At 72.1% G+C, this 24,062-nt stretch carries 27 protein-coding genes; 23 read left to right on the forward strand and 4 right to left on the reverse strand.

All coding sequences use genetic code 11. The annotated features are described in order from the left end of the window. Positions 1–33: 33 nt before the first annotated feature. Both ABZ671_RS15795 and ABZ671_RS15800 read right to left on the reverse strand, forming a co-directional pair. Complete coding sequence (locus ABZ671_RS15795) at positions 34–471, reverse strand: MarR family transcriptional regulator (protein ID WP_357857546.1); 438 nt, start codon at positions 469–471, stop codon at positions 34–36. A gap of 14 nt (positions 472–485) precedes the next feature. Then, positions 486–2,249, reverse strand: coding sequence for an alkaline phosphatase D family protein (locus tag ABZ671_RS15800; protein ID WP_357857549.1), 1,764 nt, complete (start codon positions 2,247–2,249; stop codon positions 486–488). A 147-nt stretch (positions 2,250–2,396) separates the two neighbouring features. Between ABZ671_RS15800 and ftsY the strand changes: the two genes are divergently transcribed. From ftsY to ABZ671_RS15910, 22 genes are all read left to right on the forward strand, one after another. After that, entirely contained in the window at positions 2,397–3,578 is a 1,182-nt protein-coding gene (gene ftsY / locus ABZ671_RS15805) for a signal recognition particle-docking protein FtsY (RefSeq protein WP_357857553.1), read from the forward strand. Between the two features lie 9 nt (positions 3,579–3,587). Beyond that, positions 3,588–4,448: an aminoglycoside phosphotransferase family protein gene (locus tag ABZ671_RS15810; RefSeq protein ID WP_357857556.1), complete on the forward strand. Its 861-nt coding sequence runs from the start codon at positions 3,588–3,590 to the stop codon at positions 4,446–4,448. 85 nt (positions 4,449–4,533) lie between these two features. Continuing rightward, entirely contained in the window at positions 4,534–5,886 is a 1,353-nt protein-coding gene (locus ABZ671_RS15815) for an ammonium transporter (protein WP_357857559.1), read from the forward strand. A 25-nt stretch (positions 5,887–5,911) separates the two neighbouring features. Further along, positions 5,912–6,250 (forward strand): P-II family nitrogen regulator, encoded by a 339-nt coding sequence (locus tag ABZ671_RS15820; protein WP_357857777.1) that lies wholly within the window; start codon positions 5,912–5,914, stop codon positions 6,248–6,250. Between the two features lie 138 nt (positions 6,251–6,388). Continuing rightward, positions 6,389–7,291, forward strand: coding sequence for an ABC transporter ATP-binding protein (locus tag ABZ671_RS15825; RefSeq protein WP_357857562.1), 903 nt, complete (start codon positions 6,389–6,391; stop codon positions 7,289–7,291). After that, on the forward strand, positions 7,281–8,102 hold the full coding sequence (locus ABZ671_RS15830) for an ABC transporter permease subunit (RefSeq protein WP_357857565.1): 822 nt from the start codon (positions 7,281–7,283) through the stop codon (positions 8,100–8,102). Before ABZ671_RS15825 ends, ABZ671_RS15830 begins: the two co-directional genes overlap by 11 nt. 21 nt (positions 8,103–8,123) lie before the next feature. After that, the gene (locus ABZ671_RS15835; protein WP_357857568.1) at positions 8,124–9,251 is read left to right on the forward strand and encodes a histidine kinase; all 1,128 of its coding nucleotides are present in this window, start codon (positions 8,124–8,126) and stop codon (positions 9,249–9,251) included. Further along, entirely contained in the window at positions 9,248–9,904 is a 657-nt protein-coding gene (locus ABZ671_RS15840; protein WP_357857571.1) for a response regulator transcription factor, read from the forward strand. The genes ABZ671_RS15835 and ABZ671_RS15840 overlap by 4 nt, the downstream gene beginning before the upstream one ends. Positions 9,905–10,225: 321 nt before the next feature. Next, positions 10,226–11,782 (forward strand): signal recognition particle protein, encoded by a 1,557-nt coding sequence (gene ffh / locus ABZ671_RS15845; RefSeq protein ID WP_357857574.1) that lies wholly within the window; start codon positions 10,226–10,228, stop codon positions 11,780–11,782. Between the two features lie 66 nt (positions 11,783–11,848). Further along, entirely contained in the window at positions 11,849–12,427 is a 579-nt protein-coding gene (locus tag ABZ671_RS15850; RefSeq protein WP_357857577.1) for a Uma2 family endonuclease, read from the forward strand. An 18-nt stretch (positions 12,428–12,445) separates the two neighbouring features. Beyond that, positions 12,446–13,525, forward strand: a complete 1,080-nt coding sequence (locus ABZ671_RS15855) for an amidohydrolase family protein (RefSeq protein ID WP_357857580.1) — start codon at positions 12,446–12,448, stop codon at positions 13,523–13,525. Between the two features lie 65 nt (positions 13,526–13,590). Continuing rightward, a complete protein-coding gene (gene proS / locus ABZ671_RS15860; RefSeq protein WP_357857583.1) occupies positions 13,591–14,997 on the forward strand; it encodes a proline--tRNA ligase in 1,407 nt (468 codons plus the stop codon). Positions 14,998–15,069: 72 nt separating this feature from the next. Beyond that, positions 15,070–15,714, forward strand: a complete 645-nt coding sequence (locus ABZ671_RS15865) for a DUF402 domain-containing protein (RefSeq protein ID WP_357857586.1) — start codon at positions 15,070–15,072, stop codon at positions 15,712–15,714. A gap of 240 nt (positions 15,715–15,954) precedes the next feature. Further along, a complete protein-coding gene (gene rpsP / locus ABZ671_RS15870; RefSeq protein WP_357857589.1) occupies positions 15,955–16,401 on the forward strand; it encodes a 30S ribosomal protein S16 in 447 nt (148 codons plus the stop codon). After that, positions 16,376–16,636: an RNA-binding protein gene (locus ABZ671_RS15875; RefSeq protein ID WP_357857592.1), complete on the forward strand. Its 261-nt coding sequence runs from the start codon at positions 16,376–16,378 to the stop codon at positions 16,634–16,636. Before rpsP ends, ABZ671_RS15875 begins: the two co-directional genes overlap by 26 nt. After that, the gene (gene rimM / locus ABZ671_RS15880) at positions 16,636–17,178 is read left to right on the forward strand and encodes a ribosome maturation factor RimM (protein WP_357857595.1); all 543 of its coding nucleotides are present in this window, start codon (positions 16,636–16,638) and stop codon (positions 17,176–17,178) included. Before ABZ671_RS15875 ends, rimM begins: the two co-directional genes overlap by 1 nt. Positions 17,179–17,193: 15 nt before the next feature. Beyond that, positions 17,194–17,973, forward strand: coding sequence for a tRNA (guanosine(37)-N1)-methyltransferase TrmD (trmD, locus tag ABZ671_RS15885; RefSeq protein ID WP_357857598.1), 780 nt, complete (start codon positions 17,194–17,196; stop codon positions 17,971–17,973). 144 nt (positions 17,974–18,117) lie between these two features. Continuing rightward, a complete protein-coding gene (rplS, locus tag ABZ671_RS15890; protein ID WP_357857601.1) occupies positions 18,118–18,477 on the forward strand; it encodes a 50S ribosomal protein L19 in 360 nt (119 codons plus the stop codon). A 189-nt stretch (positions 18,478–18,666) separates the two neighbouring features. After that, positions 18,667–19,536 carry a signal peptidase I gene (gene lepB, locus ABZ671_RS15895; protein WP_357857604.1) on the forward strand — a complete coding sequence of 290 codons (870 nt, stop codon included), beginning with the start codon at positions 18,667–18,669 and terminating at the stop codon, positions 19,534–19,536. 9 nt (positions 19,537–19,545) lie between these two features. Then, positions 19,546–20,169, forward strand: a complete 624-nt coding sequence (gene lepB / locus ABZ671_RS15900; RefSeq protein WP_357857607.1) for a signal peptidase I — start codon at positions 19,546–19,548, stop codon at positions 20,167–20,169. A 116-nt stretch (positions 20,170–20,285) separates the two neighbouring features. After that, positions 20,286–21,170 (forward strand): ribonuclease HII, encoded by an 885-nt coding sequence (locus ABZ671_RS15905; RefSeq protein ID WP_357857610.1) that lies wholly within the window; start codon positions 20,286–20,288, stop codon positions 21,168–21,170. Beyond that, the gene (locus ABZ671_RS15910; RefSeq protein WP_007075222.1) at positions 21,167–21,490 is read left to right on the forward strand and encodes a DUF2469 domain-containing protein; all 324 of its coding nucleotides are present in this window, start codon (positions 21,167–21,169) and stop codon (positions 21,488–21,490) included. The genes ABZ671_RS15905 and ABZ671_RS15910 overlap by 4 nt, the downstream gene beginning before the upstream one ends. Before the next feature lie 51 nt (positions 21,491–21,541). On the opposite strand, the gene ABZ671_RS15915 is transcribed toward ABZ671_RS15910, so the two are convergent. Beyond that, on the reverse strand, positions 21,542–22,648 hold the full coding sequence (locus tag ABZ671_RS15915; protein WP_357857613.1) for a sulfite oxidase: 1,107 nt from the start codon (positions 22,646–22,648) through the stop codon (positions 21,542–21,544). Continuing rightward, positions 22,645–23,313, reverse strand: a complete 669-nt coding sequence (locus tag ABZ671_RS15920) for an SAM-dependent methyltransferase (protein WP_357857616.1) — start codon at positions 23,311–23,313, stop codon at positions 22,645–22,647. The genes ABZ671_RS15915 and ABZ671_RS15920 overlap by 4 nt, the downstream gene beginning before the upstream one ends. 132 nt (positions 23,314–23,445) lie before the next feature. On the opposite strand from ABZ671_RS15920, the gene ABZ671_RS15925 reads away from it, so the two are divergent. After that, positions 23,446–24,048, forward strand: coding sequence for a M23 family metallopeptidase (locus tag ABZ671_RS15925; protein ID WP_357857619.1), 603 nt, complete (start codon positions 23,446–23,448; stop codon positions 24,046–24,048). Positions 24,049–24,062 lie beyond the last annotated feature (14 nt).

A 24,062-nucleotide genomic window follows, 5' to 3' on the forward strand; every position in this document is an offset into this window, starting at 1 on the left:
ACCGCGGTCACCGGGGCGACTGTTCGGGAAGAATCAGAAGGTCTCGTTGAAGCGGTGCAGCAGTCGAGCGAAGTCCTCGACGTCCCGCTTCGGCCAGTTCCTCATCGTCCGGCGGATCTGTTCGAGTCGGGCCGTCCGCGCCGCGTCGAACCGGCGGCTGCCCTCCTCGGTGAGGCTGAGCTGGGCCGCCCGCCGGTCGGTCGGGTCCGGGTCGCGGCGGACCAGGCCCAGCCCTTCCAGGCCGGCGATCTGCCGGCTGAGCGTGCCCTTGCCGACACCCAGCCGGGCGGCCAGGTCGGTCAGCCGGATCGAGCCGGACCGGCGCAGCCAGAGCAGCAGACCGTAGGTGTTCGGCTCCAGGTTGGGGTGGACCTCCCGAGCTACCTCCCAGGACAGCGCGCGACCGCGGCGCAGCAGCGCGGTCAGCTCGTCCTCCACCGCGCGCAGGGCTTCCGGCAGGTGATCGTCCACGGGGCAGAGCGTACTCAAACCGGGTGACTGAGGAGCTGCCGTGCCACCACGCGCAGATCGCCGTCGCCGGTGGTGCCCTCGATCGTCACCTCGGCCGAGCGGCCCCGGTGGGTCAGGGTGGCCACCGCGTTTCCGAAGTAGGGTCCGGCCAGCTTCCACCACCGTACGCTCGGCCGACGCACCCCGGCGGAGCGCGCGAGAGCCCGGGCGGCGGCGACCGGCGCCCGACCCCAGCCCAGCCGCATCAGCGGGCGCATCGCCGCCGGCACCTGGTTGTGGATCGGGGAGCAGGTGAGTTGGTGCACCGCGGTGCGGACGGCCCGGTCGGCGAAGCGTACCCGGGCCACGTACGAATGGTGCACGTCGCCGGAGAGCACGCTGATCGAGGCCGGTGGCGGGTACGCCGCCCCGGCGCCGACCCGCGCCCCGGCCTCGGCAGGGGTGCCGCTGCCCAGCCGGGCGAAGAGTTCGCCGAGGGCGTCGAACGAACGCCCGAACGCCGCCCAGTGCTCCAGATCCAGGGCGCGGCGCAGCTGCTCGGAGAGCTTCGCCACCCAGGGCCGGCGGGAGTCGGCCAGCCGCTCGTTCCACGCCTCCACGTGGTGGATGCCGGGCGGCAGCAGCCAGGGCAGTGAGGCGCCGACCACCAGGTGCTCGTAGTCGCCGTGCGCGCGGTCGAGGAACCAGGACCACTCGTCCGGCGGCAGCATCGCCCGGTTGCCGGGCCGTAGCACCCGGCTGGCCCGGTTGTCCAGCATGACGAGGCGGGTACGCCCCAGGTCAAGCGCGTAGCTCCACTGGTACTGCACCGCTCGCCGGCGCTCCGCGTCGTGCGACGGCTCCAGGTCGCGGCGCGGCGTCAGACGCGCCGAGCTGGAGTCGTCGTAGAGGTCGGCCGCCCTGTCGACGCGCTCGCCGAACTCGTGCAGCACACCGGTGGCGTCCTCGGCGGCGGTGACCTTCGCGTACAACGCGTCGGCGGCGATCTCGTCCGGGGCGAGGTTGCCCAGGTGCTGATAGACCCAGTAGGAGGCGAGCCCGCTGCGGATCCGTTCCGCCCACCACGGCTGTTCGCGCATGTCCGCCCGCCACGAGGCCGAGGTGTTCCAGTCGTCGATCACCTCGTGGTCGTCGAAGATCATCACGCTGGGCACGGTGGAGAGCAGCCACCGGATCTCCGGGTCCCGCCAGGACTCCAGGTAGAGCTTGGTGTATTCGTCGAAGCTGACCACCTGGGTGGCCGGGGCGCCCGCCGGCCGGCGCCGGCGTCGCTTGAGCAGCTTGCGCACCGTCCGCGAGGTGACGTCCGCGTAGACCTGGTCGCCGAGGAGCACCAGCAGGTCGGGCAGGGCGGCCGGGTCCGGGCCGGCGAGCAGCCGCCGGGCGTACGCGTCCAGCGCGTCCGGGGGCAGCCGGCGCCCGGTGGCGTGCTGGGTGGCCTCCCGGCACGAGCCGAAGAGCAGCGTCACCGGCTGGTCCCGGTCGTCGACCGCCCGGGTACGGATCACGCTGGGCGGGAAGCCGCTCTCCGGCACAGGCCAGGCGACCTCGTCGTCGATCAGCACCTGGTAGGTCGTGACGCTGTCGGGGGTGAGCCCCGTCACCACCACGATCGCGTAATGGTGGTCGTACGCCGAGAAGGTCTTCGCGGTGCCGGTGGCGCCGTCGGCCGTGCGGACGGTGACCACGGCGGGCGCACTGGTCTCCACCCAGACGGTCGCCCGCGTGCCGACGACCCGGCGCAGCAGCGGGCCGATGAGCAGACGGGGGCTGGGCACGGGGCACCTCCGGGGGAAGAAGCCTCCCTCTTTCCTACCCGAACGACGCGCTCGGCACGCCTGGCAGCGGCGAGCCCACCCGCAGCTTGCTCGCCGACGGAGGCGGTGAGTGGGACGCCGCCGTCGCCATCTGACAGGATTTCGGGCATGAAGGAATACCTCCTCATCATCATCGCCCTGCTTGGCGTGCTGATCCTCGGTGGCCTCAGCCTCGTGGTGCCCCGGCTGCGCCGGCGTCCCGCGCCGCCGCCGGAGACGGAGGTCGAGACCCGGGCCGAGGAGGAGCTGGCCGCTCCACCGGTCGAAGCGCCGGAGGTCTCCACCGGGGTGCTGGTCGAGCCGCCGCCGGTGGTCGAGGTCCCGGCGATCACCATCGAGGTTCCCGAGCCCACCGCCGGCCGGCTGGTCCGGCTGCGCTCCCGGCTGTCCCGTTCGCAGAACGTCTTCGGCAAGGGCCTGCTCGGCCTGCTCAGCCGCGACCACCTGGACGAGGACGCCTGGGAGGAGATCGAGGACAGCCTGATCACCGCCGACGTCGGCATCGACGCCACCCGGGAGATCGTCGACCGGCTCCGCGAGCGGACCCGGGTCCTTGGCACCCGCTCCGCCACCGAGCTGCGCGCCCTGCTCGCCGCCGAGCTGGTCAACGCTCTCGACCCGGCCCTGGACCGGTCGCTGAAGACCGCGCCCAAGGTCGACGTGCCGGCCGTGGTGCTGGTCGTCGGGGTCAACGGCGCCGGCAAGACGACCACCTGCGGCAAGATCGCCCGGGTGCTGATCGCCGACGGGCGCACCGTGCTGCTCGGCGCGGCCGACACCTTCCGGGCCGCTGCCGCCGACCAGCTGGAGACCTGGGGCAGCCGGGTCGGCGCGGAGACGGTCCGCGGGCCGGAGGCCGCCGACCCGGCCAGCGTCGCCTTCGACGCGGTCAAACGGGGCATCGACACCCGGGTCGACACGGTCCTGGTGGACACCGCCGGCCGCCTGCAGAACAAGGTCGGCCTGATGGACGAGCTGGGCAAGGTCAAGCGGGTGGTGGAGAAGCACGGCCCGATCGACGAGACCCTGCTGGTGCTCGACGCCACCACCGGCCAGAACGGCCTGGAGCAGGCCCGGGTCTTCACCGAGGTGGTCAACGTGACCGGCGTGGTGCTGACCAAGCTCGACGGGACCGCCAAGGGCGGCATCGTGATCGCCGTGCAGCGTAAGCTCGGCATCCCGGTCAAACTGGTCGGCCTCGGCGAGGGCCCGGACGACCTGGCCCCGTTCGACCCGACGCAGTTCGTCGACGCGTTGCTCGGCACCGAGCCGCTCACCCGGGACGCGTAGCGCCGAGTGATGACTGACGATCGCGCCTACTCCGGGTGGCGCGACCCCAGCCACCCGGAGCCCCGCCTCGGGAGACCGTACGTGACCTCCCAGGAGATCCCGCTGCACGGCGGCAACGTGAGCACCGTGGTCCGGGTGGGCGACACGGTACGGCGCAACGCCGGCCCGTGGACCCCCGCGGTGCACGCGCTGCTGCGGCACCTGGAGTACGTCGGGTTCACCGGCTCTCCCCGCGCGCTCGGCATGGACGAGCGCAACCGGGAGGTCCTGTCGTACCTGGAGGGGGAGTGCGGGGAATATCCGCTGGCCCCGCACTGGGCCACCGACGAGGCGCTGGTGACCGTGGCCACCATGCTGCGGATGTTCCACGACGCCCAGTACGGCTTCCACCCGCCGCCGGGGGCGGTCTGGCGCTCCTTCGGCCCGCCCCCGCCGGACACCGAGGTGATCTGCCACCACGACGCCGCCCCGCACAACGTGATCTGGCGGCCGGACGGCACGCTCGGCCTGATCGACTTCGACCTGGCCTCACCGGGCGCGCGGATCTACGACGTGGCGTACGCGGCCTGGACCTGGGTGCCGATCTTCTCCGACCGGGACTCGATCACCCTCGGCTGGAAGCGCCCGGACCGGCCACGCCGGCTGCGGCTGTTCGCCGATGCGTACGGGCTGATCCCGCGCGACCGGCATCGGCTGATCCGGACCATCCGCAAGCGGATCGTGGACCACGTCGAGGGCATCCGCCGGATGGCCGCCGCCGGGGAGCCGGCCTTCGTCCGAATCGTGCACAAGGGCCACCTTCGCCGCCCGATGCGCGACCTCCGCCTGCTCGACTACGAGCGCCACGCCCTGGAGTACGCCCTGCGCTGATTTCACCAGCCGGAAACAAGCCGTCACGCCCCGGAAATTGACCGGTGTCGGTGAACGAAACAGTCGGCGAGCAGGCTTCCGGAGCATGGAGATCGATTCTGGTAACACCGCCTGGTTGCTCCTGTCGTCTGCGCTCGTGCTGCTCATGACGCCGGGCCTCGCCCTGTTCTACGGCGGGCTGAACCGGTCCAAGGGCGTACTCAACATGATGATGATGAGCTTCTCGTCCATCGGGCTCATCAGCATCCTGTGGCTTTTCTACGGGTTCACCGTCGCCTTCGGCGAGGGCGGCAGGTTCGTCGGCGACCTGGGGCAGTACCCGGGCACCAGGACGTTCGCCGGGGAGAGCGACCGGTGGGGCGAGACCGGAATCCCGCTCTACGTCTTCGTCGCCTTCCAGATGATGTTCGCCGTCATCACCGTCGCCCTGATCAGTGGTGCCCTCTCCGACCGGACCAGGTTCGCCGGCTGGCTGGTGTTCGCCTTCGGCTGGGCCACCCTGGTCTACTTCCCGGTCGCGCACATGGTCTGGGGCGGTGGCCTGATCGGCGGCGACATCGGTGCCCTGGACTTCGCCGGCGGCACGGCGGTGCACATCAACGCCGGCGCCGCGGCGCTCGCCCTGGTGCTGGTCCTCGGCCGGCGGGCCGGCTGGCCGGGAGAGAGCACCAAGCCGCACAACGTCCCACTGGTCGCGCTCGGCGCCGGGCTGCTCTGGTTCGGCTGGTTCGGTTTCAACGCCGGCTCCGAGCTGACCGCCGACCGGGTCACCGCGCTGGCCTTCATCAACACCCAGGTGGCCACCGCCGCCGCGCTGCTCGGCTGGATCGCCGTGGAGTGGGTACGCGACGGCCGGCCGACCCTGGTCGGCGCCTCCTCCGGCGCGGTGGCCGGACTGGTCGCGATCACCCCGGCCTGCGCGTTCATCACCCCGGCCGCGGCGGTGCTGCTGGGCCTCGTCGCCGGTGCGGTCTGCGCCCTCGCGGTGGCCCTGAAGTACCGGCTCGGCTACGACGACTCGCTGGACGTGGTCGGCGTGCATTTCGTGGGCGGGTGGATCGGCTGCCTGTGGATCGGCCTGTTCGGCACGGGCTCGGTCAGCCTCCTGGTGACCGGCGACGGTCTGCTGGTCGGCGGCGACGCCACCCTGCTGGGCCGGCAGGCGCTGGGCGCGGCGATCGTGACCGGCTACTCCTTCGCGGTCGCCTACGCCCTCGGCTTCGTGATCGACAAGACGATCGGGTTCCGGGTCTCCGGCGCGGCGGAGGTCGAGGGCATCGACGTGGCCGAGCACGCGGAGAGCGCGTACGACCTGTCGCCGACCACGGGCGGTGGCACCTTCGCGATGGCGGGGATCGGCGCCGCGAAGCTGGCCCCGACGGTCACCGACGAGGTGGACGAGCCCGCTGAGCCGGTCAGCGAGAAGGTCGCCGGTTAACGTTCCTGGGATGGAGAGGATGGACATGAAGCTGGTGACCGCGGTCATCAAGCCGTACCAGCTGGACGCGGTGAAGGAGGCGCTGCACGCCCTCGGCGTGGCCGGCCTGACCATCAGCGAGGTTCAGGGCTACGGCCGGCAGAAGGGGCACACCGAGGTCTACCGGGGCGCCGAGTACACCGTCGAGTTCCTGCCCAAGATCCGCGTCGAGGTGCTCACCGACGAGCTGGAGGTCGACAAGATCGTCGACGCCGTCGTGGGTGCCGCCCGGACCGGCAACATCGGCGACGGCAAGGTCTGGGTGACCACCGTCGAGCAGGTCGTCCGGGTCCGCACCGGCGAACGCGGCCTGGACGCCCTGTAAGCAGGGGCCCCTTGTTAACGCCTCCGGTAGAGGAGGGGCCCCTTATTAACATCGGCCCCGGGATACGTCCCGGAGCGTAGGCGAGGTGCCGCTCTCGGGGCGACGACGCGCGCCCCGGCGAGCGGCATGTTCGACACCATGAACCTGCCAGTACAGACCGAAGGGCTCACCAAACGGTACGGCGGCCTGACCGCCGTGCGGAACCTCGACCTGACCGTCCAAGCCGGCGAGGTGTACGGCTTTCTCGGCCCGAACGGCGCCGGCAAGACCACGACCCTGCGCATGCTGCTCGGGCTGGTCCGACCCACCGCCGGCACGGTACGGCTGCTCGGCCGGCCGCCCGGCGCCGGCCGGCTTGCCGGGGTCGGGGCGCTGATCGAGGGGCCGGCCTTCTACCCGTACTTGTCCGGACGGGACAACCTGCGGGTACTCGCCCGCTACGCCGGGGTCGGCACCGACCGGGTGGGCTCGGTGCTCGACCTGGTCGGCCTCACCGACCGGGCCGGCGACCGGTACGCCGGTTACTCGTTGGGCATGAAGCAACGGCTCGGCGTGGCCGCCGCCCTGCTCAAGGACCCGCGCCTGCTGATTCTCGACGAGCCGACCAACGGCCTCGACCCGGCGGGCATGGCGGACATGCGCGCGCTGATCCGCCGGCTCGGCGCGATCGGGTGCACCGTGCTGGTCTCCAGCCACCTGCTCGGCGAGGTCGAGCAGGTCTGCGACCGGGTCGGGGTGATCTCCGGGGGCCGGTTGATCGCCGAGGGGCGCGTCGCCGACCTGCGCGGCGCGGCCGTGCTGCGGGTGCTCGCCGACCCGCTCGAGCAGGCGGCGGCGCGGGCCCGGGAGCTGGTCGGCGCCGAGCGGGTGCGGGTGGTGAACGGCGGGCTGGAGCTTTCGGTCGGGCCGGATCGGGCCGCCTGGGTCAACGCCGAGCTGGTCGGCGTCGGGGTGGCGGTGCGGGAGCTGCGCCCCAGGGAGCGGGATCTGGAACAGGTCTTCTTCGACCTCATCGAGAAGGGAACGGCCGATGTCGCGTAGCTTCCGCGCAGAGATGATCAAGATGGTCCGCCGACCGGCGTCCTGGCTGCTGCTCGTCATCACGCTGGTGCTCGCGATGATCTTCACCTACGTCTTCCCGTACGCGAGCATCGCCGGCGGGACGACCGGCCCGAACAGCGACCGGACCCTGCCGATGCTGCTGCCCGACCGGCTGGTCGGGAACTCGCTCGGTGGGCTGCCGGTCTTCCTGGGCGCGATCGTGCTGATCCTCGGCGTGCTCACCGTCGGCGGCGAGTACGCCTGGGGCACCTGGAAGACCGTGCTCACCCAGGGCCCCACCCGACTGGAGGTGTACGCGGGCAAGCTGCTCGTCCTGGCGGCCGCCGCCTTCGTCGTGGTGCTCTCGATCTTCGCCGTCGGCGCGGTGGCGAGCGCCCTGATCGCGGTCGCCGAGTCGCAGCCGGTCCACTGGCCGTCGGTCGGCGACCTGCTGACCGGGATCGGCGCGGGGTGGCTCGTCGCCACGATGTGGGCCATGCTCGGTGCCGTGCTCGCCGTCGCGCTGCGGGCGGTGGCGCTGCCCGTCGGGCTGGGGCTGGTGTGGATGCTCGCGGTGCAGAACCTGCTCGCCGCGCTCGCCGCGCCCCTGCTCGACTGGGTGGCCCAGCTGCAGAAGGGTCTGCCCGGCCCGAACGCCGGGTCGCTGGCGGCGGCGCTGGGTGCCGCCGGGGACACGCCCGGGGTCGCGTCGACCGTCGGCGGCGGGCAGGCTGCAGTGGTGGTGGCGGCCTATCTCGTCGCGTTCGCGGCGATCGGCGGGGCGCTGCTGCGCCGACGGGACATCGGCTGAGCCGGGCGGGAAAGGGACGGCATGCATCGGATTCGGACCGGGTGGGGCGACAGCGTCTTCGACGCCCTGATCGCCCTGGCCATGGTCGTCTTCGGGCTGCTCGGCACCGAGCCGGCCGGCCTCAACCAGGGGGTGGGCATCGGCTCGGCCACGTATCCGCTGGTCGTGGTGGCGGCGCTCGCCCTCGCCGGTCGACGGCGGTGGCCGCTGCCCACCCTGGCCGTGGTCACCGCCGCGACCACGGTGTACCTGGTGCTCGGCTACCCGTACGGGCCGATCCTGATCTCGTTCTTCGTCGCGGTCTACACGGTGGCCGCGTACCGGCCGATGCGGATCGCGGCGCTGGCCGGCGCGGCCGCGCTGGTGGCGCTGCTCGCCCACGTCTTCGTCGGGGCGCGCCCGACCGGCCTGAGCGGGCTGATGGGGGTCGCCACCTGGGTGGTGGTGCCGTTCGCGGTGGGGACCACGGTCCGCCTGAGCCGGGAGAGCATCGCCCGGAACCGGGTCGACGAGGCCCGCCGGTTGGCCGACGCCGAGCGGCTGCGGGTCGCCCGGGAGGTGCACGACGTGGTCGGGCACGGCCTGGCCGCCATCCACATGCAGGCGGAGATCGCCCTGCATCTGCTGGCGAAGCGGCCGGAGCACGCCGAGGCGGCGCTGACCGCGATCAGCCGGACCAGCAAGGAGGCCCTGGACGAGCTGCGGGTGACGCTCACCGTGGTCCGGCGGGACGAGGCGGCCGACGAGCGGGCTCCCGTCCCCGGGCTGGGCCAGCTGCCGCAGCTGCGCGAGCGGCTGGCCGGTGCCGGGGTGCCGGTCAACGTCGAGGTCACCGGGGAGCCCCGCCCGCTCCCGGTCGCCGTGGACCTGGCCGCCTACCGGGTGGTGCAGGAGTCGCTGACCAACGTACTGCGGCACGCCGGTCCGGCCACCGCCGCCGTCCGGCTGCGCTACGCCCCCACCGAGGTCAGCGTCGAGGTCATCGACACCGGCCGCGGCGCGGCCGCCGCGCCGGCCGGGTCCGCCGGGTACGGCCTCGCCGGCATGCGGGAGCGGGTCACCGCGCTGGGCGGGTCGTTCGCCGCCGGCCCCGCCGCCACCGGCGGTTACCGGGTGTACGCGACGCTTCCGTGGGAGGAGATCGGATGATCAAGGTGCTGCTCGCGGACGACCAGGACCTGGTCCGGATCGGGCTGCGCGCCCTGGTGGAGAGCGAGGACGACCTCGCGGTGGTGGGCGAGGCGGCCGACGGGCTCGGCGCGGTCGAGCTGGCCCGCCGGGAACGCCCCGACGTGGTGCTGATGGACGTCCGGATGCCCGGCGTCGACGGCATCGAGGCGACCCGGCGGATCGTCGCCGACCCCGCGCTCGCCGGTACCCGGGTGATCGTGTTGACCACCTTCGAGCTGGACGAGTACGTCTTCGACGCGCTCCGCCACGGAGCCAGCGGCTTCCTGACCAAGGACACCCGTCCGGCCGACCTGCTGCGGGCGATCCGCCTGGTCGCCGAGGGGGAGGCGCTGCTGTCGCCGTCGGTGACCCGGCGGGTGGTCCGGGAGTTCGCCACCCGTCCGGCCCGGGTGCCCCGACCGCACCCGCAGCTCGGCACCCTCACCGACCGGGAGCGGGAGGTGATGGGGCTGGTCGGCGAGGGCCTGAGCAACGCCGAGATCGCCGAGCGGCTGGTGGTCAGCCCGGCCACCGCGCGTACCCACGTCAGCCGGGCCATGGGCAAGCTGGGTGCCCGGGACCGGGCGCAGCTGGTGGTTTTCGCGTACCAGTCGGGGCTGGTCGTGTCGTGATCGTCTGGCTCAACGGCGCGTTCGGTGCCGGCAAGACCACCGTTGCTTCAGATGGCGGCGGACGGCGGCGGTAGCGGTGTGGCACGCGTTCCTGCGATCGCCGTGCCCATTCCGGACGTGAGTCACATACGTCATCAGGTTCACAGGCGGCCACCGAGCTACCCAGCCGCGAGCCGGACTGCGGCCTTGCCCGCCGTGATCTCGGGCCGGGGTCGGCCGGCGGGAAGCAGCGGTCGGGCGGGACCGTTACCCTTGCGGGTAGCCGGCCGTGTGCGCGCCGGCCGACTTGTGCCCGCCGAAAACGACAAACGGGATGTTCGCGTGTTTGACACCTTGAGTGACCGCCTGTCCGGGATCTTCACCAAGCTCCGCGGCAAGGGCCGGCTCACCGACGCCGACATCGACGCCACCGCGCGCGAGATCCGGATGGCGCTGCTGGAGGCCGACGTCGCCCTGCCGGTGGTCAAGGGCTTCATCGCGAACGTCAAGGAGCGGGCCCGCAGTGCCGAGGTCTCCCAGGCGCTCAACCCGGCCCAGCAGATCGTCAAGATCGTTAACGAGGAGCTGGTAGCCGTCCTCGGCGGCGAGGGGCGGCGGCTCCAGTTCGCCAAGCACCCGCCGACCGTGATCATGCTGGCCGGTCTCCAGGGTTCCGGTAAGACCACCCTCGCCGGCAAGCTGGCCCGCTGGCTCAAGTCTCAGGGACACCAGCCGTTGCTGGTCGCCGCCGACCTGCAGCGCCCCAACGCCGTCGGGCAGCTCCAGGTGCTCGGTGGTCGGGCCGGTGTCGAGGTGTACGCCCCGGAGCCCGGCAACGGTGTCGGTGACCCCGTCCAGGTGGCGCGCGCCTCGATCGAGCACGCCAAGCGGGCCGCCCGGGACATCGTGATCGTCGACACCGCCGGTCGGCTCGGTATCGACGCCGAGATGATGCAGCAGGCCGCCGACATCCGCGACGCGGTCCAGCCCGACGAGGTCATCTTCGTCATCGACGCGATGGTCGGTCAGGACGCGGTGCGCACCGCCGAGGCGTTCCGCGACGGCGTCGGCATCACCGGTGTGGTCCTCTCCAAGCTTGACGGCGACGCCCGCGGTGGCGCCGCGCTGTCGGTCCGGGAGGTCACCGGGCAGCCGATCCTCTTCGCCTCCACGGGCGAGAAGCTGGAGGACTTCGACGTCTTCCACCCCGACCGGATGGCCAGCCGGATCCTCGGCATGGGCGACGTCCTCACTCTGATCGAGCAGGCCGAGGCGGCCTTCGACACAGATCAGAAGGAGAAGATGACCGCCAAGCTGATGGGCGGCGAGCAGTTCACCCTGGAGGATTTCCTCGATCAGCTCATCGCGGTGCGGCGGATGGGCCCGATCGCCAACGTGCTGGCCATGATGCCCGGCATGGGGCAGATGAAGGACCAGCTCGCCGAGCTGGACGACAAGCACTTCGACCGGGTCACCGCGATCATCCGGTCGATGACCCCGGGCGAGCGCACCAACCCGAAGATCATCAACGGCTCCCGGCGGGCCCGGATCGCCAACGGCTCCGGCGTCACCGTGATGGACGTCAACCAGCTGCTCAACCGCTTCGCCGACGCGCAGAAGATGATGAAGCAGATGGGCGGCATGATGGGCCTGCCCGGTGCTGGCCGGCGCAAGGCGACCAAGAGCCCCAAGAACAAGCGCAAGGGCACCAAGGGTGGCCGGCCCCGCACCGGCGCGGGCGCGGGGCTGCCGGGTGGCTTTCCCGGCGGCATGCCGCAGCTCCCGCCGGGCCTGGACCCGGGCGACCTGGCCGGCGGCCAGGGCCTGCCGCCGGGCTTCAAGCTCCCGAAGATCGACTTCAACAAGCTCGGCAAGGGCGGCGACAAGCACCCCCGCTAGCGTGTCGGTGACGGTGGGCGACATGATGAGCGCTTAGGGTCATGTCGCCCCCTGGAAGGAGATGTCATGACCGCGGCGCCAATCCTGCCCGAACGGCACGAGTGGACGGTCGACGACCTGGGTGACCTGCCCAAGGACCTTCCGTACGAACTGATCAACGGAAGGTTGATCGTGCCGTCGCCGACTGCCGTGCACCAAGAGCTTTGTGTAGAACTGCTGCTCGCGCTCCGAGTCAACTGCCCGCCGGAGTATCTGGTCAGCATCGACCTGTCGATGCGGGTCGACCGCCGCAACGAGCCGCGGCCCGACGTGGTCGTCATCCGCCGCAAGCACGCCGGCCGGTCGCCCGTCCCGGTCGAGGACGCGCTGCTCGCCGTCGAGGTGGTCTCGCCTACCTCCACCTTCCGCGACATGTACGACAAGGCGAAGGTCTACGCGCACGCCACAGTGCGCTCCTACTGGGTGGTCGACCCACTGCAGGAACGGATCACGCTGACCGAGTACACCCTCGGCACGGGCCGTGAGTACGAGCAGGTCACCCACACCGAGGACCTGTTCGTCACCGAGCGGCCGTGGAAGGTCTCCGTCGACCTGCCCGCCCTCACCGCACGGCGGAACGACCTGCTCGCCACCGAGGAGGAGTGATCCGGTAGGACTGTGCACATGGCTCTGCATGTGCGCGGTGTGCTCCTGCCGGACGACGAGGTCCGGGATCTCTGGCTGGTCGGCGACCGGATCACCTTCGAACCGGTGCCGGACGCGGAGACGGTCGCCGACGGCGGCTTCGTGCTCCCCGGCCTGACCGACGCCCACTGTCACCTCGGCATCGCCCGGGGCGGCGCCCCGATCACCTCCCTCGACCAGGCCCGCGAGCTGGGCCGGATCGACCGGGACGCCGGGGTGCTCGCCATCCGGGACGCCGGCTCGCCGTACCCGTACCCGGAGCTTGACGACGACCCGGATCTGCCGCGACTGGCCCGCGCCGGCCGGCACGTGGCACCGCCGAAGCGCTACCTGCGCGACATCGGGGTGGAGGTCGGCGCGGCCGAGGTGGCCGCGACGGTGGCCGAGCAGGCCGCCGCCGGCAACGGCTGGGTCAAGCTGGTCGGCGACTGGATCGACCGCGGCGTGGGCGACCTCGCGCCGGCCTGGGACGCCGACACTATGGCCGCTGCCGTCGCCGCCGCGCACGCCGCCGGGGTACGCGCGGCCGTGCACACCTTCAGCGAGTCGGCCGTGGAGATCATGGTGCGGGCCGGGGTGGACTCGGTGGAGCACGGCACCGGGCTCAGCCTCGACCTGGTCGACCTGATGGCCCGCCAGGGCACCGCGCTGGTCCCCACGATGATCAACATTCAGACCTTCGGGCACATCGCCGACCAGGCCCGCTCGAAGTTCCCCGGGTACGCCGACCACATGCTCGCCCTGCGCGACCGCTTCCCCGACGTGGTCCGGGCCGCCTACGAGGCAGGCGTGCCGATCTACGTCGGCACCGACGCCGGCGGTGGCATCGACCACGGGCTGGCCGCCGAGGAGATGCTGCTGCTGCACGAGCGGGCCGGCATGTCCCCCGAGGACGTCCTCGCCGCCGCCTCCTGGCGCGCCCGGGAGTGGCTCGGCTTCCCCGGCCTGGTCGAGGGCGGCCTCGCCGATCTGGTCGTCTACCCCGAGGACCCGCGTCGCGACCTCCGGGTGGTCCGCACCCCGTCCCGCATCGTCCTGCGCGGTCGCGTCATCCGCTGACCCGGCGCGACACGGCGGACTCCCGGGCGTACCGGCGGCGCGGGCGGAGCATAGGATGTGCCCTCATGGCACGCGTGCTCACTCCCCGTGCGGAGGACTTTCCCCGCTGGTACCAGGACCTGATCGCCAAGGCGAAGCTGGCCGACAACGGCCCGGTGCGGGGCACCATGGTCATCCGACCGGCCGGCTACGCCATCTGGGAACGGATGCAGGCCGAGATGGACGCCCGGATCAAGGCGGCCGGCGCGGAGAACGCGTACTTCCCGCTGTTCATCCCGGAGAGCTACCTCAAGCGCGAGGCCGAGCACGTCGAGGGCTTCTCGCCGGAGCTGGCCGTGGTCACCCACGGCGGCGGCAAGCAGCTCGCCGAGCCGGTGGTGGTCCGCCCCACCAGCGAGACGGTGATCGGCGAGTTCATGGCCAAGTGGATCGACTCGTACCGTGATCTCCCGCTGCTGCTCAACCAGTGGGCGAACGTGGTCCGCTGGGAGCTGCGCCCCCGGATCTTCCTGCGCACCAGCGAGTTCCTGTGGCAGGAGGGGCACACCGCCCATGCCACCCGTGAGGACGCCCGCGCCTACGCCCGCAAGATCCTGCACGAGGCGTACGAGGACCTGATGGTCAACGTGCTCGGCATCCCGGTGGTGGTCGGCCTGAAGACCGCCCGCGAGCGCTTCGCCGGGGCCACCGCCACCTACACCTGCGAAGGCATGATGGGCGACGGTAAGGCGCTGCAGCTGGGCACCAGCCACGAGCTGGGCCAGAACTTCGCCAAGGCGTTCGACATCAGCTTCTCCTCCGCCGAGGGGGGCCGGGAGCACGCCTGGACCACCTCCTGGGGCACCTCGACCCGGATGCTCGGCGGTCTGATCATGTGCCACGGCGACGACAACGGCCTGCGGGTGCCGCCGAAGCTGGCCCCGGTCCAGGCGTACGTGATGGTGGTCAAGGACGGCGAGGGCGTCGGTGCGGCGGCGACCAAGATCCGCGACGCGCTGCGCGACGCCGGCGTACGGGTCGCGCTGGACGACCGGACCGACACCGCGTTCGGCCGCCGGGCCGTCGACGCCGAGCTGCGCGGCTACCCGCTCCGCGTCGAGGTCGGCCCCCGCGACCTGGCCGCCGGCAACGCGGTGGTGGTCCGGCGTACGGACGGCTCGAAGGCCCCGACGCCGGTTGCCGACGTGGTCGGCGCGGTCCTCGCCGCGCTGGACGCCGATCAGCGGGCGCTGCACGACCAGGCCCTCGCACACCGGCAGTCCCGCACCATCGAGGTCGCCACCCTCGCCGAGGCGATCGAGGCGGCGGCCACCGGCTGGGCCCGGGTGCCGTGGTCGGCGGTCGGTGTCGAGGGTGAGGCCGAGGCGAACGGCCAGGGCGTCACCGTCCGGTGCCTGCTGCGTGCCGACGGCTCGGTGCCGGACTCCGAGGACGAGCCGGACCTGGTCGCCATCCTGGCCCGCGCCTACTGACGTAAGGAAGGGCCCCTTCTTAACGCCTCCGGTAGAGGAGGGGCCCCCTGTTAACAGTCTGGGAGCGGTGACGTGCGGTTCGAGCCGGGCCGAGTGGTCCTGCACCGGAATGTCCGGCGTGGCCGGATCGGCTGGGTCCGCCCGGCGCGGGTGGTCCTCGACGACGACCGGGGGCTGCTGCTCTGGATCGCCCGGGACACGCCGGTGGCCAACGAGGTGACCGAGGCGGGGCGGGGCATGCGGGCCATGCCGTTCGCGGAGTGGATCATCTCTCGCTACCGGCTCGCCGAGGCGCGTTGGAACGGGCCGCCGCTGCTGAAGTTCCTGCCCACCGGCGCGGCGCATTCCGTCTGGTGGTTCCACGACGACCGGGGCCGGTTCAAGAACTGGTACGTCAACCTGGAGGAGCCCGGCGTGCGTTGGGACGACGGCGCGGTGGCCGGGGTCGACGTGGTGGATCAGGACCTCGACGTGGTGGTCTATCCCGACCTGAGCTGGGAGTGGAAGGACGAGGAGGAATTCGTCGAGCGACTCGCCTTCCCCGACCACTACTGGGTGGCCGACGAGCAGGCGGTCCGCGCGGAGGGGGAGCGGGTGAGCCGGCTCGCCGAGGCGGGGGCATTCCCGTTCGACGGCACCTGGTGCGATTTCAATCCGCCCGCCGAATGGGACGTGCCGGGGCTGCCGCCCGGGTGGGACCGGCCGCCCGTGCGCTGAGGCGTGTCGTATGTCACCCCGATGGTCGACCCGGGTGACCTGTCCGGGTCCGGTGTGAGAGATCGGGGCCGGATCTGGCAGAATGGTTCGCTGGTATCCGGCGCGCGTCCGGCGCCCTCTAACCCGGGCGCGTCGCCAGTTGACCGAGCAGTCTCCGGCCCAACCCCACTGTGCCGGTCGGCGCTCACCCGCACACCGCCCTTACCGGGCCGGTGAGATCGCAACAGGAGCGAAACAACTGTGGCCGTAAAGATCCGGCTCCTGCGGATGGGCAAGATCCGCAACCCGCAGTACCGCATCGTCGTCGCCGACTCGCGCACCAAGCGTGACGGCCGCGCGATCGAGTTCGTCGGTGTGTACCAGCCGAAGGAAGACCCTTCGGTGATCGAGGTCAAGTCGGAGCGGGTCCAGTACTGGCTGTCCGTCGGCGCGCAGCCGAGCGAGGCGGTGCAGCGTCTGCTGGAGCTGACCGGCGACTGGCAGAAGTACAAGGGCCTGCCGGCCCCGCCGCCGCTGAAGGTCGCCGCGGAGCGGGCCGACCGTCAGGCGGCGTACGAGGCCGAGGCGAAGGCCGCCGCCGGCCTGGCCGAGGCCCCGGCCAAGCCGGCCAAGAAGGCCGCCAAGCCGGAGGCCGAGGCGCCGAAGGCCGAGGAGCAGACCGGTGCCGAGTCCGGCGAGCAGGCCTGACATGGCGCTGCGTCCCGCCCTGGAGCACCTGGTCAAGGGGATCGTTGACAACCCGGACGACGTCCGGGTGCGAATGGTCGACTCTCGCCGGGGCAAGCGGCTCGAGGTCCGCGTGCACCCGGAGGACCTCGGCACGGTGATCGGGCGGTCCGGCCGGACCGCCAAGGCGCTGCGCCAGGTGATCGGCTCCATCGGCGGGCGCGGGGTACGCGTCGACATCGTCGACTCGTACTGATGCTTCTCATCGTCGGCAGGATCGGCAAGCCGCACGGCATCCGCGGTGAGGTCACCGTGGAGGTGCGGACCGATGAGCCTGAAGCACGGTTCGCCCCCGGCATGGTGCTGCGCACCATGCCGGGGGCGGTCGCGCCCGCGACGCCTGGTGCCTACCAGGTGCCGGCGGAGTTGACCGTCGAGTTCGCCCGGATGCACCAGGGGCGGATGCTGGTCGCGTTCGAGGGCGTGCTGGACCGCGACGTCGCCGAGGCGCTGCGCGGCACCCTGCTCGGGGTAAGCAGCGACGAGATCGCCCCGCCGGAGGACCCGGAGGAGTTCCACGACCACCAGTTGGTCGGCCTCGCCGTGGTCACCCTGGCCGGCGAGCGGCTGGGCGAGGTGGCCCGGATCGACCACGCCCCTGCCTCTGACCTGCTGGTGCTGCGGCGTCCCGAGGGGCGTACCGCGCTGATCCCGTTCGTCAAGGCGATCGTGCCCGAGGTGGATCTCGCTGGCGGTCGGGTCGTCGTCGACCCGCCCGGCGGTCTGCTCGACCTGTAGCTGGAGCCACCGTTCATGCGCGTCGACATCGTGTCGATCTTTCCCGAATACTTCGCCCCGCTGGACCTGTCGCTGATCGGCAAGGCCCGGGTGAACGGCTCGCTGCGGCTCGCCGTACACGATCTGCGGACCTGGACCCACGACGTGCACCGCACGGTCGACGACACGCCCTACGGCGGCGGGCCCGGCATGGTGATGCGGCCGGAGCCCTGGGGTGAGGCGCTGGACGCCCTTGTGCCCGGCGCGGACGGCGACCCGGAGCCCCGGCTGCTGGTGCCCTCCCCGGTGGGGGTCCGGTTCACCCAGGCGATGGCGCACGAGCTGGCCGCCGAGCCGCACCTGATCTTCGCCTGCGGCCGGTACGAGGGCATCGACCAGCGGGTGCTCGACCACGCGGCAACCCGGATGCGGGTGACCGAGGTCTCCCTCGGCGACTACGTGCTCTTCGGCGGCGAGGTGGCGGTGCTGGTGATCCTGGAGGCGGTCACCCGGCTCCTGCCCGGCGTGCTCGGCAACGCCGGCTCGCTGGACGAGGAGTCGCACGCCCACGGGCTGCTGGAGGCGCCGATGTACACCAAGCCGGCGGCCTGGCGCGGGCACGAGGTGCCGGAGGTGCTCCGCTCCGGCGATCACGGGAAGATCGCCCGCTGGCGGCGCGACGAGTCGCTGCTGCGTACCGCCGCCCGCCGCCCCGACATGATCGCCGCACTGCCACCGGAGAGCCTGGACAAGCGGGACCGGGCGGCGTTGGACCGGGGTGGGTTTCAGCTGCCGCCGGGGGATGTGGCAAAGTAGTGGGGTTGCCGCATCCGTCCACGCCGTGGGCGGCTGCGAGGACCCTCGACCGGGGTCGGCGTCGTCGGCCATCCACCCGAGGGTCAGAATCACCCATCCGCGCATCGACTGCCGGTGCGCCGTGAGCCTCACGAGGACACAGCGATGAACATCCTGGACGCCCTTGACGCCCAGTCGAAGCGTGCCGACCTCCCCGACTTCCGTGCCGGTGACACCGTCAAGGTGCACGCGCGGGTCGTCGAAGGTAACCGGTCCCGGGTCCAGATCTTCCAGGGCGTCGTCATCCGCCGCCAGGGTGACGGTCTGCGCGAGACCTTCTCGGTCCGCAAGGTCAGCTTCGGTGTGGGTGTGGAGCGGACCTACCCGGTGAACAGCCCGGCGATCGACCGGATCGAGGTCGTGACCCGCGGTGACGTGCGGCGCGCCAAGCTCTACTACCTGCGCGAGCTGCGCGGCAAGAAGGCCAAGATCAAGGAGCTGCGCGAGAAGCAGCCGGCGAGCTGAATTTCCGTTCGCCACCCGGCCTGACCTGCGCGTATGGCGTATCGACCCGAGCGCATTACCCTGGTCGTACGGGCGCACGGTGACGGCGCGCCGCGCTTGCTCGCGGCGGCACAGCGATCCACTACCGCCCGTGGGGTCTCTGGCGAGACTCCCGGGCGGTAGTGTCGTTTCCGCGGACCGGAGAGTGGCATGGTGCAGATGCTTGACGAGGACGGCGCCGTCGATCCGTGGCACCGGCGGGTCCGGCGCCACCGCCGGCATTTGCCCCTGTGGCAGGAGCTGCCGCTGCTGCTGGTCGTCGCGTTCTGCCTGGCGGTGCTGATCCGCACCTTCCTGCTCCAGGCGTTTTTCATCCCCTCCGGGTCGATGGAGGACACCCTCCTCATCGGTGACCGGGTGCTGGTCAACAAGGTCGTCTACGACGTCCGCGAACCGGCCCGCGGCGAGGTGGTGGTCTTCCGGGGCACCGACAGGTGGGTGGCTCAGGAGGCCCCGGTGCCGACGACCAACTTCCTCGGCCGGGTCGGGCGGACCCTCGGCGACCTGGTCGGGATCAGCCGTCCCGGCGAGAAGGACTTCATCAAGCGGGTCATCGGCGTACCCGGCGACCGGGTCTGGTGCTGTGACGAGGGCCGGGTCGTGGTCAACGGCGTGCCGCTGGACGAGCGGTCGTACGTGTCGGAGGATTCGCCGATCGAGCTGCCGCCGAACGCGAGGGAGTGCCGCTCCCGGCAGTTCACCGAGGTGGTCGTACCGCCGGGCCAGATCTTCGTGATGGGCGACCACCGGCTGGTCTCCCAGGACGCCCGGTGCCAGGGGCCGGTGCCGATCGACAACGTGGTCGGCCGGGCCTTCATGATCGTGTGGCCGTCGCAGCGGTGGGCCACCCTGCCCGTCCCGCAGTCCTTCGCCGACCTGCCGCAGCCCGAGGCGGCACCGGCCCGGCCGGTCCCGGTGGATCCCGACCCGGTGGGCGGTGTGGTCCTGCTCCTCCCGGTCACGGCCGCGCTCCGGCGTTCTCGCGCGTTCGGGGCGACCGCGCCGCACCGGGCAACGTAGGCTCCTCCCGTGATCGACGAGCAGACCGAAAAGCCACGCAGTTCCTTCTGGAAGGAGCTGCCCATTCTCCTGGGCGTGGCGATCCTGGTCGCAGTGCTGGTACGTGCCTTCGTGCTGCAGACCTTCTGGATCCCGTCCCCGTCCATGGAGAACACCCTCAAGATCGACGATCGGGTGCTGGTCAACAAGCTGGTTTACGATTTCCGCTCGCCGCACCGGGGCGAGGTGATCGTCTTCAAGGCGCCCACCTCGTGGAGCGGCAACCCGCAGGGCGAGGACTTCATCAAGCGGGTGATCGGCGTCGGCGGCGACCATGTGGTCTGCTGCGACCCGCAGGGGCGGCTCATCATCAACGGCAAGCCGATCGACGAGCCGTTCATCTACCCGGGCAACAAGCCGGCCGACCAGGATTTCGACATCACCGTGCCGCAGGGGCGGCTCTGGGTGATGGGCGACCACCGACAGGCCTCCGGCGACTCCCTCGAGCACTGGCAGCAGTCCGGCGCGGACATCACCGAGGCCACCATCCCCGAGGACCAGGTGGTCGGCCGGGCCTTCACGATCTTCTGGCCGCCCAGCCGGGCGACCTGGCTCACGGTGCCGAAGCAGTTCGACGGGATCCCCAATCCCTGACCCGAGTGGGCGTGGGCGTTCGTCGGACGCGTCTGGCAGGCTGGGGAGGTGACTGTCCACGCCCCTCGCCGCGCGGCCCGCGTGCCGCTCGTCGACGCGCCTTCCGGGGGTGCCCCGTGCTGACGCCCCCGCGCACCGTGGTGCGCCGCGACGGTGGCCTCTACGCCCTGGAACGGGCTCTGCAACGGCGGGGCTTCCGGCACGTGGCCGGCGCCGACGAGGCCGGCCGGGGCGCCTGCGCCGGCCCGCTGGTGGCCGCCGCTGCGGTGCTGCCCGAGGGGCGGCGCGGTGAGATCGACGGGCTGGCCGACTCCAAGCTGCTCACCCCGGCCAGCCGGGAGCGGATCCACGACGAGGTGGTGGCCCGGGCCCTGGCGTACGCGGTGGTGGTCATACCCGCCGCGGAGGTCGACGCGCGCGGGCTGCACGTGTGCAATCTGGCGGCGATGCGCCGGGCGCTGGCGTCGCTGACCACCCGCCCGGAATACGTGCTGACCGACGGCTTCGGCGTCGACGGGCTGGACGTGCCGGGGCTGGCGGTGTGGAAGGGCGATCGGGTGGCCGCCTGTGTGGCGGCGGCCAGCGTGCTGGCCAAGGTCACCCGGGACCGGATCATGGTCGAGTTGGACGAGCGACACCCGGGCTACGGCTTCGCCGAGCACAAGGGCTACATCACGCCCGAGCACACCGCCGCGCTGCGGGAGCTCGGGCCGTGCCGGGAACACCGCTTCTCGTACGCGAACGTGGCCACCGTCTCCGGGCGCGACGGCCGGCCGCCGCGCTCCCGACGCCCCGCCGGCAGCGGCCCGGGTGAGCCGCTTTTCGGCGGCGCGGGTGAGCAGCTCGCCGACGGCCCAGGTGCGATGCTCTTCGGCGGCCCGGACGAGCCGATGGAGCGGTCCGGGGCGGCAGGGGGTACCGTCGGCGTGGCGTGGGGCGAGCAGCGGCGACCTCCGGCGCCGGTGGGGGAAGATGTGGTCATGGAAGGCGGAGAGCGATGAGCGCCGAAGATCTCGAAAAGTACGAGACCGAGATGGAGCTGCAGCTCTACCGGGAGTACCGCGACATTGTCCGCCAGTTCTCCTACGTGGTGGAGACCGAGCGCCGCTTCTACCTGGCCAACCAGGTCGACCTGCACGTGCGTAACTCCGACGGCGAGGTCTACTTCGAGGTCGAGATGCACGACGCCTGGGTGTGGGACATGTACCGTCCCGCCCGATTCGTCAAGAACGTCCGGGTAATGACGTTCAAGGACGTCAACGTCGAGGAGTTGGAGAAGCCCGACATCTCGCTGCCTGCGGATTCCGGATTCGGCGGCTGACCCGGCCGGGCGGCGGGCCGGCCCGACCGGCTGCCCGCCCCCGGCGGCGGATCACTCCGCCAGCACCACCACCTCGACCCGCTGCACCAAGTTGTTCGCGAAACCGCCCCGGTTCCACGGCTGCTCGACCGGCTGGGTCCGCCCCGAGGCGTCCGTCGCCCGCGCACCCAGCACGTGACGCCCCGGCGTCGGGTGCCACTCGACGTGCCAGCGCCGCCACGCCCACGCGCCCCCGGCCGGTTCGTCGAGGGTCGCCGGCACCCAGGTCGTACCGTCGTCGAAGGTCACCTCGACGGCCGTGACCGGCGCGTGCCCCGACCAGGCCCGACCGTCCACCGTGCACGGCCCCGGGCGCAGCACCCGGGTACGCGACATGAAGTCCGGAAAGCCCGGTGGGCGTACCAGGGCGCGCGGCTCGATCCGGGTCACCGGCACACCCGGGTCGCCCGCCTCCTGCCGCAGCCGGTACGCCACCGCGTTCTGATAGCCCTCGAAGGGCTCGGTCAGCACCCGGATGTTCCGCAGCCACTTCACGTGTGCCATGCCGTACCAGCCGGGCACGATCAGCCGCAGCGGTGCGCCGTGCTGCGGCAGCAGGGGAGCGCCGTTCATCTCGTACGCGAGCAGCACCTCCTCGCGCAACGCGTCCGCGACCGGCAGCGCCCGCTGGTAGTCCTGCTCCACACCGCGCTCGATCCCGTGGTCGGCGCCGGTGAAGACCACGTCCACGGCGTCTTTGGCGAGCCCGGCCTCGCGCAGCAGCGGTGCCAGCGGGGTACCGGTCCACTCGGCATTGCCCACCGCCTCCACCAGCCACGGTTGGCTGACCGGGCGCGGATGCAGCAGCGCCCGGCCGTTGCCGGCGCATTCGAGCGTCACCCGGTGGGTGACCCGGGGCAGCTCCCGTAGCGTGGCCAGGTCGAGGCTGAGCGGTCGCTCCACCGCGCCGTCCACGGTCAGCGTGTGCGCCGCCGGGTCGACGTGCGGGATGTCGTAGTGGATGAGCAGGTAGTGCAGGCCGGCCGGGGTCACGTCGTAGCGGAGCGCCTCCAGTGGAATCCCGTGGTTACGCGCGGCCAGTTGGAGTTCCTCGGCGCTGATCGCCTCGTCCGGCCCGGCGATCCGGGAGGGGTGGCTGATGTCATCCACAGTGGTCATGTCTGCTCCTCGGTGCGGGGTGATGCCAGCCGGTCGTAGCCGACGAACTCGAACATCGTCACGCCGGGCGGCAGCGGGCGGGGCGGCCCGGTGAACCGGTGCACACCGACTCCCACCCCGTCGGCCGGGCTGCTCACCTCGACCGGGGTGAAACCCTCCTCCACGAACCAGTCGCAGATGGTGGGCACCAGGTCCGGCTCACGCCGGTGCCGAGTCCACAGCACGGTGCCGCCGGTGGCGCAGAGCGCGGCGCAGTGCCCGACGGTCGTCCGGATGTCCGCCTCGACGATGTTGCCGAAGACCCCGCAGACCAGGACCAGATCCGCCGGCACGAGATCGGCGTACCGGTCGGTGAGCGCCGCGTCGCCCACCACCACCTCGACCCCGGTGAGGCCGGCCTCGGCGGCGGCCGCGCGGGCGATCTCGGCGTTACGCGGGTCCAGTTCGACCAGCCGGGCGGTGACGTCGTCCCGCCGGGGATGGGTGGCGAGCACCGGGATCAGGTCCTGCCCCTGCCCGGCGCAGAGACTGATCGCCCGCAACGGGCCCGTTGGTGCCCGGTCCAACGCCTGCCGGAGCTGCTCCCGTACCTCCGCCAGGCGGCGGGACAGGGCGGAATCGGGTTGGTCGTAGTCGGCGTGCCAGGCGTACCAGTCCCTCGTCACGCGGCCAGCATAGGCGTCGCGCCCGTAACAGATCAGTTCCGGCTTTGGGGGCTGTCCACAGCCGGGCCCTCGTCCACAGTCGCCGGTGTCGGCGATGGTGGGTTGCCGGGTCTCGGCGGCAGGGTGTGCGTCATGTCGTTCCTGGTGCGCCGGGCTGTCCCGGCCCTCGCTCTCCTGTTGGTGGTCGCCCCGGCCGCAGTCCGACCCGGGTCGGCCATGGCCGCCGCCCACGCCGTGGATCCCCGGCCGCAGGCAGAGCCCGTGGCGAACCGGCCGGCTTCCCATTCGCCCGACGCCGCGCGGTTCGACTGGCCGCTGGCCGGCACGCCCCGACCGGTACGCCGGTTCGATCCACCGCCCCAGCCGTGGCTGCCCGGCCACCGGGGCGTCGACCTGGCCGCCGACCCGGGAGTCGAGGTCCGTGCCGCCGGAGCCGGGATGATCCTCTTCGCGGGCCCGGTGGCCGGGCGCCCGGTGGTGACCGTCGGGCATGCCGACGGGCTACGCACCACCTACGAACCGGTACGCCCCGGGCTGCCGGTCGGCGCGCAGGTCGCGACCGGAACGCCCATCGGTGATCTCCTCGCCGGCCACCTCGGCTGCCCCGCCGAGGCGTGCCTGCACTGGGGGCTGCGCCGGGGCGAGGAATACCTGGACCCGCTCGCCCTGCTCGGCCTCGGCGCGGTCCGGCTGCTCCCGGTCGACGCCCCGGCCGCCGACGTCGCCGGCCCTTGACGGCCCGGCCGCCG

The sequence above is a fragment of the Micromonospora sp. NPDC006766 genome (assembly GCF_040636055.1).
Classification (GTDB): Bacteria; Actinomycetota; Actinomycetes; order Mycobacteriales; family Micromonosporaceae; genus Micromonospora.